The organism is Peribacillus faecalis (assembly GCF_014712675.1).
Classification (GTDB): Bacteria; Bacillota; Bacilli; order Bacillales; family DSM-1321; genus Bacillus_AD; species Bacillus_AD faecalis.
On sequence record NZ_JACXSI010000004.1, the window covers coordinates 31304 to 44346 of the forward strand.

Here is a 13043-nt window from a genome sequence, read left to right on the forward strand (position 1 = left end):
ACATGCGTTATGCTGATTTGAACACACCACTGCGGACAATTATGACGCCCGGTCCAGTCGAAGTCGACCCTCGCGTTTTGCGGGCGATGGCGACACCGATTGTCGGACAATTCGATCCGGCTTTTACTCATATAATGAATGAAGTAATGGATATGTTACGCCAAGTATTCCAAACGAAAAATCAATGGGCATTTCCGATTGACGGCACTTCCCGCTCCGGCAACGAAGCGATTTTATGTAGCATTATTGAACCGGGAGACAAAGTACTTATCCCGATTTACGGACGATTCGGCCATTTGCTCACGGAAATTTGCCGACGCTACGGAGCAGATGTATATACAATAGAATGTGCTTGGGGCGAAGTGTTCGATCCTGATGTCATCATCACAGAAATGAAAAGAATTAAACCCAAAATTGTCGCTATCGTTCATGGTGAAACATCAACCGGATGCCTACAACCATTGAAAGAGATTGGTCATGCTTGCCGTGAATCGGATATATTGTTCGTCGTCGATGCTGTCGCTTCTATCGGAGGTGTTGATGTGAAGGTTGATGAATGGTGCATTGATGGCCTGGTTGGCGGTACACAAAAATGTTTGTCCGTCCCTTCCGGCTCAGCTCCGATTACGTACAACAATCGTATTGAGCAAGTATTGAAACGCCGAAAAAAAGTCGAGCAAGGTATCGAAACAGATGAAGATCGCAGACTTGGTCGAAGCGGCCCGATTATCGCCAGCAATTATTTTGATTTAAGTATGTTGCAAGATTATTGGGGACCCAGACGGCTAAATCACCACACAGAAGCAACTTCAATGCTATACGCCCTTCGAGAAGGTTTGCGAATTGTCTTAGAAGAAGGTCTAGAACAGCGCTTCCTCCGCCACGCCCTTCACGAAAAAGCGCTCATTGCCGGCATTGAAGCGATGGGTTTGAAGCTGTTCGGCAACAAAGAACATAAGCTGACGCCCGTTACGTGCATCATAATCCCGGATGGAATCGATGGTGAATCCGTCCGTTCTATGCTGCTGAATGAATTCAGTATCGAAATTGCCTCCTCCTTCGGCCCGCTGCACGGGAAAATTTGGCGAATCGGCACAATGGGTTACTCGTGCCGAAAGGAAAATATCTTAATCGTCCTCTCTGCTCTTGAAGCTGTCCTAATCCGCCATGGTTGCAGTGTAAACCGGGGTGAAGCATTGCAAGCGGCTATGGATGCGTACGAAGAAAGTCTATTAACAGCAAAAACAGCAACTGAGTAAATTATATAAGGGTATAGGTATAGAGGATAATTAGTCTATTATAGCTGTTATCCTCCTTTTATTTACATAAAATGAAGCGAATCAAAACGCAGTGTTCACTTCGCTCCAACGGAGGATTGAAAAATTAGAGGAAAGAATTAAAGAGCTGGAAGATGAAAACAAAAAATTACACAAAGATTTAGCGGATTACATTAAAAATTTGTAACAAACAAAGTGGATTCGGTAGGTTATCTTTGAAAATAGAAAAAAACAGCAGTTTATTAAGCTGCCGTTTTTTTATCATCAAGTTTATTTTCTCGATATACCTTTTCTGGTTTTACCATAAAGATACTAATTAAGGTTGCAACAATGAAAAAGCCCATCACTACATACAATACCATATCGTATGATTGTGTCTTTTTCAGAATAAATGCGCTTAACTGATTGCCGGACAAACCTGCAAACGCCCAAGCCGATAAAGCTAAGCCATGAACAGTGCTGATTTTATCCAGTCCGAAACGATCCGAAAGCAATGGCGGCAATGTCGAAAAGCCTCCGCCGTATCCAGCATTAATCACACACAACAGCACGATGATGAGCCAAGCCATCGAATTGCCGAAGCCATCTAAAGCGATAATCAGCATGATGACAGAAATGCACGATAGAAAGATAATCTTATATACAGTGTTCCGGTCTCGCAATCGATCAGCCCAAGATGAGTAAAATAGACGACCTCCAGCATTGAACACCGCCGTCAGCGAACTGACAAGCCCAACGGCAACGAAGCCGATAAACGAAAGCATTCCTTTCTCTTGAGAAATAAGTGCTAATCCACATGTAATATTGATATAAAACATTAACCAAATACCGATGAATGTTCGGTTTTTCAAAACGATACCGACTCGGAACGTTTGGGTGCCCGTTTCCGTTTCGACCCATCCTTTTGGCTTTTTAATCAGCAAGTGTCCGATTACCATCATCAATAAATATAATCCAGCCAATATATAGAACATTTTATAAATATTCGTCGGATTTTGAAGCGTACCATCCACCGCCGTAGGACCTAGCAAAGCTTCCATAAGCGGACTGGCGATGACTTTTGCCAAACCGAATCCTGCCACAGCCAAACCTGTTGCTAACCCTTTTTGCTTTTCAAACCAAAGCATGAGCGTTTTTACAGGCGTCAAATAACCGATTCCTAGCCCAATTCCCATAATGACCCCATAACAAATATAAATGCCCAGCAATGATTTTTGGTAAATGAAAAATCCTGTCCCCGCCATACCGACAACGAAAAAAACCGCTGATACTAACGATGATTTATGAATATCTTTCTCAACGAATTTCCCTCCGAATGCCGCTGACATGCCGAGCACAAAAATAGCGATACTAAATGCCCACTCCACTTCACCAATCGGCTTCCCGATATAAGTGGCAATGTCCTCTTTAAAGAGCGACCAGCAATATACCGTACCAATACTACAATGAATGAGCAATGCCGGCAAAACGGCGCACATCCACTTATTTTCTAACTTCCCCTTCACTCCCATTTCCACCCTTCTTCAATTCCCGTACATTAAATATCATTATAATAAAAAATATACGGTTTTCATATAATAAATTTCAAAAAAATTAAAAAATATTATTTTTTAATTTTAATTTCCGAAAAATACTTTCATCTCGTCGAAAGTGGTTTGTTTGCAGTTCATCTTACTCTCTCCCTTTTCTTGCCGATTTGCAAAAGATATCTAGTTTAAAAGAAAACAAAAAAGGACCTAAAACAACAAATGAATACATTCGTCAATTTTAGGTCCTGCCTGCATTACCAGCTATCTGCTGAAAAGAGCACTTCTTCTAATTTGTCATCAACCACTATATATGACTCACCGTTACCAATTTGTCATTCGAACACTGTTATGCTAATAGACTTTAGCACTTCCCAAAGTATACTCCCATGTTCATTTGGAATTCCAAAGCTAATTCCCCATATCACAAAAACGACTCCCCCGATTTTTCAAAACTAGCATTTTGAATTTTTCTCTCTCAATTCGAGCTTGCCTTTGATCAGCAGCACTTAAAATAAATAGGATAGCCATATACAATATAATTCCTCCAGCAATTATTAAAATCCAATTATTAAGAGGTAACATAATAGAAACTATAACTAGAAATACTCCTCAGGCTAATAGTAAGTTAAACCTATTGCAAATGCGATTTTTTCAGGCACCGCCTTAATTTTATTCATCATTTAAATAATTTACACCTTCAAAGATTCACTCAACCTCTATCGCAAACACATAGCTTGCACTTCTCTTTTCCCAGTTCCCACTAATTGAATATACACGCAAACCTTTTTCACTTGGAGCGATTATAACATCATTGCCCAACGTGATAGTCACCGATTCACCATTAACCCATCTGTAAATACTCAACGAATTTTCTTCAGGTTCACTTTTAAATTTAACTTTTAATTTCGTTTCAGGCGAAACACTCAAGGGATTATTGGCAATTTGCGAAGGCGGACCTGAATCAGCACAAACTGATGTTAAAAAATTATCCCAACAATACGATCCATTAGATACTGACACCTTTTTATCTCCTGCAGTGATTGTCGGCAAAGGTGGTTCCGTATCTGTAAATATTCCAATAATTAAGTATAATCCGAAACAAAAAGTTACCAGTAGCAGTAAAGAAAGTAAAATCTTTTTCATATAATCCCCCTACCTATTATCCAGGTGTCTATTTAATTTAACTTTAACATAAATTAACAGAATGTTCTTTGAATGTTAAGTAACCCTTCAATCAACTGTCTATACTGCACAAAAAGAAGCGAATTTTTAGTCATTTATGACAATGTTTTTTACCTATTCGCACATGTATAATTCAAGTAACGAATCAATGTTAATTTTTCTAACATAGGAGGAGAGGATAATTTGACATTAGTAGTTGAGAACTTAAAGAAAAGTTTCGATAATAATATCGTTCTAGATGGCATTAACGTCAAGATCGAACCAGGCGAATTTGTATGTATACTTGGAAAAAGTGGTTGCGGAAAATCAACATTGCTCAATTTATTAGCAGGCTTCACAAAGCCTACTCACGGATCTATTAAAGTCAAAGGAGAAAAAATTGAAAAACCCTCTAAACAAAGAGGATTGGTTTTTCAGGAACATGCCTTATTCCCTTGGTACACCGTTTTGGAAAATATTTCATTCGGTCCTATTGTCCAAGGACTAAGCAAAAGTGAGGCCACAGAAAAGGCAAAAAAGTATTTAAAACTCATTAATCTTGAAGAATATGAAAATCACTACCCTTCCCAATTGTCTGGTGGAATGAAGCAAAGAGTCGGAATTGCTAGAGCTTTGGCAGGCGAACCAGATTTTCTTCTTATGGATGAACCATTTGGGGCTTTGGATGTTTTCACCAAAGAACATATGCGTAATGAATTAATTACGATATGGTCGGAATTAAAACCTACTATTATCTTTATTACGCATGATATATCTGAGGCTATCTATTTAGCTGACCGGATTATTGTTTTGAAAAAAGGGCTTATCGCAGAAGAATATAATGTTCATTTGCCTCGTCCGCGACAATACTACGATGAAAAGTTCGGAAAATTGGCTACAGAAATTGAAAGAACTTTAATGTAAGGGGTGATTCAAATGAAAAATACAACTGTCGACTTTCAGCTTGTAAAAGAAGAAAAGCAAGAAAACTTTCAGGTTCAAGCTTTAAAAAAGAAGAAAGAACTCCCTAAAGGATTTCTTCCTACCATTGTCTTTTTCATCCTTTGGGAAGTATTTGCGCAAATCAACTTATCTATTGAACTGTTTAACTCGAACTTCTTCCCTCCACCAAGTTTAATTTTAACAAGAATGTGGGAACTGACCGCAAGCGGATTGATACTATCAAGCATAGCAGCAAGCACAGGGAGAGTGCTCATTGGTTTTCTTATTGGATTATTGTTCGCGATCTTTACCGCTTTATTGATGGAAAGGGTCAAATGGATTGAGTATTGGCTATCCCCTATTTTAAATTTAGTCGGACCTATCCCAGCTTTGGCGCTGCTTCCATTATTCATCATTTGGTTTGGTATCGGAGAAATACCAAAAATCATCCTAATAGCATGGACCACATTTTTTCCAATTGTAACAAACACCTTAGAAGGCCTACGCACGGTCAACTCCAATCTCATTCGTTCTGCATTAAGCTTAGGAGCGAGCCAAACACAAATTTATCGAAAGGTCATCTTACCTTCCACATTACCTAGCATCTTGGCAGGCTGTCAGATTAGTCTCGGACTTGGATTTTCTGCTTTAGTTGTATCGGAAATGATGGGCACTACTTCCGGTTTAGGCTATATGATCGTTGATGCGCGAAACTATTTCAAAATTACCGATATGTTCGTTGCGATTATATTAATTGGACTAGAATACAGCTTGCTTAGTTCTATTCTGAAGTTCTTAGATAAAAAGTTGCTTTCTTGGAGAAACAGCGGTTTTAAAGGTGCTATCGAATAATTTATAAAGGTGGGTATATCAATGAAAAAATCAATTTTAAAAAATATGTTAACTGTTACAGGTCTACTATTACTACTTTCTGCTTGTGGAGAAGAAAGCAATACAACACCCGAAAGTTCAAATTCAAACGGTTTAGAAAAAACAGAAATCGAATTGGTTGGAGTAAGAGATGCGCAAATATCCTCTCAACAAATATTAGCTGATAAACTCGGATATTTTGAAGAAGAAGGACTAAAAGTAAAAAATACATTGATTGAAAGCGGACCAGATATCGGACCTATGGTTGCTGGAGGTAGCGCACCACTCAGTCTTCAAACCAACTTTATGGATATCATACTGACTTCTTCAGGCGTTGATGTGAAAATTGTCGCACCACTAGCGCAAATCGCCGGTACTCAAGCAGTAGTTGCGGGTAAAGACGCAAAAATCGATTCTCCAAAAGATTTAGAGGGTAAGACGATTGGAATACCTAGCGGAGCTGATGTTGTAATTGCTCTTGAAAATATGGCGAAGGAATATGATGTGGATATCGATAAGATTAAAGTTGCTAACCTAGCACCTAGTGATGCTCTAACTGCGTTGGAAAACGGCAATATTGACGCAATGGCTGCTTGGGAACCGTTTATCACAAAAGCAATTGCCTCAGGCGGAAAATTTTTATTCAGCGGTACAAAAAATGAGTTGGGCAGCAATGAAGATGTAAATTGGATGAGCGTTCACTCGACTTTACAAGTAACGGATGATTATTTAGAAGATAATCCGAATACAGTGAAGGCTGTCATTCGCGCTTTGAAAAAAGCAACAGATTATATTAATGAAAATCGTGAAGAAGCAATCAAAACACTAGCCCCTGAGCTGCACTTAAGTGAAGAAGAGCTGACAGAAATCATGAACAGAAATGTATACGATATGACTGTGGATGACTCTTTCATGGACGGCAGTAACGGTCCTGAAGTTGGCGCATACTTATTAAGCGTCGGCAACATCTCAAAAATACCAGCCAAAGAAGACTATATCGACCTTTCCCTTCTAAAAGAAGTTGACTCAGCATTAGTGAAATAATTAGTAAAGGCGGGATCAAAATGACTTCATTCGACAAAACTCAGGGAGTGACAGGCACCACCATTCTACGCAACGGCAACGTCGTCCTCGCAAATGAAGTGAAAAAATTGGACATTGCGATTAAGGATGGAAAGATTTATGAGCTTTCTCCCCGCATTGAGGAAGCTGGTTTCGAGGAGCAGGATTTATCCGGCCTTTATGTTTTTCCGGGTATGATTGATGTTCACGTTCATTTTAGTGAGCCAGGGCGTGCTGAATGGGAAGGTTTTGAGACGGGGTCGCGAATGATGGCAGCCGGCGGTTGCACAACGTATTTTGATATGCCTTTGAACGGAATCCCCTCCACAATCACGGAAGAAGCGCTTCTGGAAAAAGCGGAGATCGGCCATAAAAAATCATGGACGGACTTCGCTTTATGGGGCGGCCTCGTTCCCGGCAACCTTGATGATTTAGAGGGTTTGGCCAATAATGGCGTCATCGGCTTTAAAGCATTTATGTCAGCAACCGGCAATGATGAGTTTGAACGGGCGGATGATAAAACACTTCTTCAAGGGATGAAGAAAATCACGGAATTGGGGAAAGTTTTAGCACTTCATGCTGAGAGCGCGCCAATTACCGATACATTGACAGAAATCAAAATTCGAGAAAGCAAAGTCAGCGCAGATGATTACTTGGAAACACGCCCGATATTAGCTGAAGCTGAAGCAGTCGAACGGGCGCTAATATACGCAGAATTAACCGGCTGCCCCCTTCACTTTGTTCACATCAGCAGCGCACACGCAATCGAAAAAATTGAAGTAGCAAAAAAACGCGGAATGAATGTCACCGTAGAAACATGCCCTCACTACCTTCTGTTCAATCACCATGACTTAATTGAAAAAGGAGCTGTCGCTAAGTGTGCTCCCCCGCTGAGACTGCCGGATGAGCAAGAAAAATTGATTACTTTATTAATAGAAGGAAAGTTTGATATGGTGTCCTCCGATCACTCCCCTTGCCCGTACGATATGAAGGATCCGGGCGCTCATAATCTGTTTCAGGCATGGGGCGGCATCAGCGGCGGACAGTTTACATTACTATCAATGATTGAGATTGCTATAAAATACAACCTTCCCTTCCAAAAGGTGGCACAATTAACTGCGAAAGCCCCTGCTGAACGTTTCGGGCTAAACACAAAAGGCGAAATCAAGGAAGGCATGGATGCCGATTTTGCGATTGTATCATTAAATAAATCGTTCACCGTCAACAAAACAAACTTCTTTGCCAAACATAAGCAAAGTCTTTACATGAATCATACTTTTCCTTGCAGCGTTATTGCCACAATTCAACGGGGAAACGTACTTTTTGAACAAAACCGATTTGTAAAGCTAGGCGCGAAACGATTAAGCCCCATTTCCATTTAAAGGACAAAACTACTCATTTGTAGAATAAATATTTTAGGAGGTACGAATAATGATAAATGATGCAATTGTTGGAACAAAGTCTATGGTGGTAAGTCCACATTATTTGGCCTCAATGGCCGGAGATGAAATTTTGCAAAAAAGCGGAAATGCTTTTGATGCTGCAGTTGCTGTAAGCGCCTGTTTGGCAGTCGTATACCCGCATATGACAGGGATGGGCGGCGATTCTTTTTGGCTGCTTCATGATGCCAAGAGCGGAAAAATGATTTCCTATAACGGAAGCGGCCGCTCCGGGTCACAAGTCACACGAGAGGCATATAAAGGCAAGGAAGCCATTCCGATTCGCGGTATCGAAAGTGCCATTACTGTTCCCGGCATGATAGACAGCTGGGACGAAATCATATCGCAATACGGGAATTTAACACTCTCAGATGTACTGCAGCCTGCAATTGAATATGCTGAAAACGGCTTCCCTTTTTCAAAAAGCCAATATGAAAACTCCGAAACCCATTTCGATTTGCTGTCAAGCATTCCAGAAACGGCTGAAATTTTTATCCCCGACAACAAAGTCCCTGCCATCAATGAAAAATTTGTACAAAAGAAACTCGCTCAAACATTAAAGCAAATTGCTGAAAAAGGACGCGATGAGTTTTATAAAGGAGACTTGGCCAAACATATTATCGCTAGCTTGCAGGAAAAAGGCAGTTTGCTGACGTTGGATGACTTCACCGCCCATAAAGGCGAGTGGACAGAGCCGATTAAAACAACCTACCGCGGTCTGACGATGTATCAAGTACCGCCTAATTCACAAGGTTTCGTCGGTTTAATGGCTCTAAATATTTTAGAGGACTTCGACTTAGGCATGATTAAGCATGGTTCCTATGAATATTATCACCTTCTCGTCGAAGCATTGAAGCTTTGCTTCCGCGACCGCAATAAAGAACTGACTGACCCGGACTTTCATGATATTCCGCTTGAGCGGTTACTTGATAAACGCTATGCCTACCAGCTTGGAAATGAAATCGGCTGGAAAGAAGCGGTCGATATGGATACAAAGCCGGTCGGACGTGATACCGCACACGCTGCTGTTGTCGATAAAGACGGAAATGCCATTTCCTTCATTCAAAGCTTGTACTTTGAGTTCGGTTCAGCAATTGTAGCCGGCGATACCGGTATATTAATGCAAAATCGCGGTTCTTTCTTTTCATTAGATCCAAATGAAGTCAACTGTCTTGAGCCGAATAAACGAAGCTTCCACACTTTAATGCCTGCGATGGCCTGCAAAGATGGAAAACCTGCGATTGTATACGGCACGCAAGGCGGCGAAGGTCAACCGCAGACGCAAACCATCATTGCGACTAGAATGATTGATTATGGCATGAATCCGCAGCAAGCAATAAGTGAACCTAGATTTGTTTGGGGCAGGACATGGGGTGACCCGACACGCGAATTAAAAATTGAAGGCCGCGTCAGCAAAGACGTGACAGACCGCTTAAAAGAAGCCGGTCATATTGTAAACGTCGTCGATGATTTTCACCAAGCTATGGGGCACGCCAATGCGATTGTCATTGATGAGCAAGGATTTTTGCACGGCGGCACTGATCCGCGCAGCGATGGAGCGGCAATCGGACGCTAAATTTATAATACATAGATTGGAGGAGGCAGAAAATGAAAGAGCACTATAATGCTTTTATGAACGAAGATGTGAAACTCTCCCCTTTACAATCCGGACTTTTAAACTTTTATACATTTGCCATTAAAGATGTATTTGCAATAAAAGATTATACAAACAGCGCCGGAAATCCCGATTGGCTACGCACGCACGAACCGGCCAAGCAAAATGCGGCCGTCATTGACAAGCTGTTAAATAACGGAGCAACACTGCATGGGACAACTCATACAGATGAGATGATGTACAGCCTGAACGGGCAAAATGCCCATTACGGCACACCGGTCAATCCAAAGGCGCCGGACTGTATCCCCGGCGGATCTTCAAACGGTTCAGCTGTGGCTGTCGCTGCTCATTTAACCGATTTTGCTATCGGAACCGATACAGGCGGCTCTATCCGAATCCCCTCTTCCTATTGTGGGATATACGGATTCCGGCCAACCTACGGGGCTGTTTCGATAGAAGGATGCATTCCGCTTTCCAAAAGCTTCGACACAGTCGGCTGGATGGCAAACGATGCCGAAACGCTGCAGCTTATTGGTAATTGCTTGCTTGAGAATGATTGTGATGAGGATGATTTTTATAAGCTGTACTTTCCGATTGAGGCTTGGGGATTGCTAAATGATACGGTTCGTTTAGCCTTCTCACCTATACTAGAAATTTTAGAAGGGAAATTTGACAATGCGCAATGGCTGACGATTTCCAATCAAGGCTTACAAGAATGGGCAGAGGCTTTTCGTGTCATACAAGGTACGGAAGTATGGGAAGAGCACGGAGAATGGGTTAAAAAAGTAAAGCCTGCTTTCGGACCGGGCATCGCCCAGCGTTTTCAGGCAGCCAGTCAAATGAAAAAAAGCGATGCCGAACCTTGGAAGGAATTCCAAACAAAAACTGGTTCATTTTTATCGAAACTACTCGACTCAGACGGTCTGATTGTAATCCCTACTGCCCACGAAACCGCCCCTTCCTTAACCGCCGGCAGCGACGAATTGGAACAAAACCGGGCTAAAAATATGCAGCTTACTTGCATTGCCGGGTTGGCAGGATTGCCGCAAATCACCCTACCTCTTGTAACATTCAATCACAAACCGATTGGACTATCTTTCATCGCCAATCGAGGCCGTGATAAACAACTTTTAAAATGGGCTGCTGCTTTCACAGAATCATTAAAGTAACAAACTTTAGAGTCGTGCCGCTACTGCGTTTCGGCTCTATTTTTTCGAGCAAAAAAATTGTGTGAATTATTTCACATGTGATATTCTAATGTTAAAGCTTCTTCATCTCAAATGCAATACTTCCTAGCATTGAAAGGAGCTGTTCCCGTTATGCTTGACGTTTTTGAAACTGTAGAGAATATGGAGGAAGTAAAACAAATTTACATCGTATTTAGTATCATCGACCTTAAAAGTGAAAGCGCTTTATTTGTTGGTGTAACAAATAATAGCTTGGAGAAAACATTTGCAAAGTTATCCGAAGAAGCTGAAAAGAATTGTCATGTTCCGATCTGCAAGTACATTCACAATGTACCGAATAATAGCATGAAGATTGAAGCTATCGCTTGGACCAATGACATTGGACAAGCAGAAGAGTTAAAGGAATATTACACTGAAACCTTAAATCCGGCTTACAATTTTAAAATTGGCATGACCTATGTTGGTAATCCTCAATGAAAACACGATATCTCCAAATTGAATAACAACGTTTAACGAGCCATGTTTTCAGAAACATGGCTAATCCAATTTTATTAACAAAATCTCCCTGATATAAAAACGCTTCCAATCCAAAAATATTTCAATATAATAAAAATATAATAGTAAGGAGGACACCATGAAGAAGATTATATTCAGCGATATGGACGGCACAATTGTTGATTACAAAGGAGTTCGCCATCCGAGAGATAAAGAAATGATTCAAAAATTAAGAGAGAACGGTCATTATTTCGCCTTTTGTACAGGCCGTAACGAAAAAGAAGCTCAAGTACTAATTGATACTTACGGTTTCCCTTATGACTTTTTAGTATTGAATAATGGCGCGCACATCGTTAATCAACAAGGCAAGGATCTGTTCAGGGAACAAGTGCCCGGCAATATCGGAAAAGAGATCATTCAGCATTGCCTAAACTATGAAAATATGAATATTTCCTTTTATAACGGAAAGCATACAATCGGCTTAGTAAACGGCAAAACATGTTTATTCCATCTTCACGGTTTTGTTGAAACAGATTTATATAACTTTCACGAAGAATATCCAAAAATGAATGAGTTTGATATTATTGCACTCGCTCAGAATGACAAAAAAATCAATCACATCTTAAACATCCAAAATCATATAAAAGAAATGTATGGTGAGATTGCATTAGGCACTTTGAATACTATTTACTTGGACATCACAGCCGCAAACTGCAGCAAAGGCACAGGCATTACTACACTCTGCAATTTGCTCAATGAAGATCTGCAAACATATTGTATCGGAGATTCCTTCAATGATATCAGCATGTTCAAAGTTGCCGATCATCCTTATTCATTTAAACATGTCGATGATGAAATTAAAAAGCACAGCAAAAAACAAGTCAATTTTGTGTATGAATTATTGGAAGATGCCCTACTATAAATAGCAATATATACCCCTCTTGTAGTTAAGAGGGGTATTCCAGTTTATAAACAATCTCGCCATCAATTACTCTTCCTTCCGGTTTAAATCCTAATTTTTCATATAACTGTTTTGCCTGATGATTCTCCGGCTCAAAGCTCAAATATATAACCCGATGCTTTGGATCCTCTTTAATTCGATTAATCAGTTTCTCCATCGCCGCTTTTCCAAACCCAAGAGACTGAAATTTCTCATCAATCATCAATCGGTAAATCCAATATTCCTGATCTTCTTTATCTAAACAATACATCGTAAAACCTGCTAAAACATCATCTGTATAAATAGCCAAAGGAATGCACTCCGGAAAGGCTTTCGCCTGCGCAAGCGAAAACATATTGGAGGCTACAAACCCTTTTTGTTCATCTTTAACCCGTAAATCTATGACATCAAAAAAATTGTCCCTGTCTATCTCTTTAAATATTATGATATCCACCACTCCAAATAATTGAAATTAAAGAAAAAATAGTAAAAATACTATCATTCTATTATAATTAATAAAAAAACT

General features: G+C 40.4%; 13 protein-coding genes. 9 read left to right on the forward strand and 4 right to left on the reverse strand.

Features of this window, described 5'->3' with window-relative positions; translation table 11 throughout:
- The first annotated feature begins 2 nt into the window (after positions 1-2).
- Positions 3-1259 (forward strand): pyridoxal-phosphate-dependent aminotransferase family protein, encoded by a 1257-nt coding sequence (locus IEO70_RS02505; protein WP_190996766.1) that lies wholly within the window; start codon positions 3-5, stop codon positions 1257-1259.
- 260 nt (positions 1260-1519) lie between these two features.
- Here IEO70_RS02505 and IEO70_RS02510 read toward each other — a convergent pair whose 3' ends face one another.
- The 3 genes from IEO70_RS02510 to IEO70_RS02520 all read right to left on the reverse strand — a co-directional run bounded on the left by IEO70_RS02510 (position 1520) and on the right by IEO70_RS02520 (position 3949).
- A complete protein-coding gene (locus IEO70_RS02510; protein WP_328820850.1) occupies positions 1520-2782 on the reverse strand; it encodes an OFA family MFS transporter in 1263 nt (420 codons plus the stop codon).
- A 356-nt stretch (positions 2783-3138) separates the two neighbouring features.
- Positions 3139-3231 carry a DUF2691 family protein gene (locus tag IEO70_RS20390; protein WP_190996768.1) on the reverse strand — a complete coding sequence of 31 codons (93 nt, stop codon included), beginning with the start codon at positions 3229-3231 and terminating at the stop codon, positions 3139-3141.
- Between the two features lie 280 nt (positions 3232-3511).
- Positions 3512-3949 carry a hypothetical protein gene (locus tag IEO70_RS02520; RefSeq protein ID WP_190996769.1) on the reverse strand — a complete coding sequence of 146 codons (438 nt, stop codon included), beginning with the start codon at positions 3947-3949 and terminating at the stop codon, positions 3512-3514.
- A gap of 222 nt (positions 3950-4171) precedes the next feature.
- On the opposite strand from IEO70_RS02520, the gene IEO70_RS02525 reads away from it, so the two are divergent.
- The 8 genes from IEO70_RS02525 to IEO70_RS02560 all read left to right on the forward strand — a co-directional run bounded on the left by IEO70_RS02525 (position 4172) and on the right by IEO70_RS02560 (position 12499).
- Complete coding sequence (locus IEO70_RS02525; protein WP_190996770.1) at positions 4172-4891, forward strand: ABC transporter ATP-binding protein; 720 nt, start codon at positions 4172-4174, stop codon at positions 4889-4891.
- Between the two features lie 12 nt (positions 4892-4903).
- Positions 4904-5761: an ABC transporter permease gene (locus tag IEO70_RS02530; RefSeq protein WP_190996771.1), complete on the forward strand. Its 858-nt coding sequence runs from the start codon at positions 4904-4906 to the stop codon at positions 5759-5761.
- Positions 5762-5782: 21 nt separating this feature from the next.
- Positions 5783-6823 (forward strand): ABC transporter substrate-binding protein, encoded by a 1041-nt coding sequence (locus tag IEO70_RS02535; protein WP_190996772.1) that lies wholly within the window; start codon positions 5783-5785, stop codon positions 6821-6823.
- A 20-nt stretch (positions 6824-6843) separates the two neighbouring features.
- The gene (locus tag IEO70_RS02540) at positions 6844-8223 is read left to right on the forward strand and encodes an allantoinase (protein WP_190996773.1); all 1380 of its coding nucleotides are present in this window, start codon (positions 6844-6846) and stop codon (positions 8221-8223) included.
- Positions 8224-8275: 52 nt separating this feature from the next.
- On the forward strand, positions 8276-9856 hold the full coding sequence (ggt, locus tag IEO70_RS02545; RefSeq protein WP_190996823.1) for a gamma-glutamyltransferase: 1581 nt from the start codon (positions 8276-8278) through the stop codon (positions 9854-9856).
- Positions 9857-9888: 32 nt separating this feature from the next.
- Positions 9889-11064, forward strand: a complete 1176-nt coding sequence (locus tag IEO70_RS02550) for an amidase (protein WP_190996774.1) — start codon at positions 9889-9891, stop codon at positions 11062-11064.
- 150 nt (positions 11065-11214) lie between these two features.
- Positions 11215-11559 carry a hypothetical protein gene (locus IEO70_RS02555; RefSeq protein WP_190996775.1) on the forward strand — a complete coding sequence of 115 codons (345 nt, stop codon included), beginning with the start codon at positions 11215-11217 and terminating at the stop codon, positions 11557-11559.
- A gap of 157 nt (positions 11560-11716) precedes the next feature.
- A complete protein-coding gene (locus tag IEO70_RS02560) occupies positions 11717-12499 on the forward strand; it encodes an HAD-IIB family hydrolase (RefSeq protein WP_190996776.1) in 783 nt (260 codons plus the stop codon).
- Between the two features lie 25 nt (positions 12500-12524).
- Here the strand turns inward: IEO70_RS02560 and IEO70_RS02565 are convergent, their stop codons facing one another.
- Positions 12525-12971, reverse strand: a complete 447-nt coding sequence (locus IEO70_RS02565; protein WP_328820851.1) for a GNAT family N-acetyltransferase — start codon at positions 12969-12971, stop codon at positions 12525-12527.
- Positions 12972-13043 lie beyond the last annotated feature (72 nt).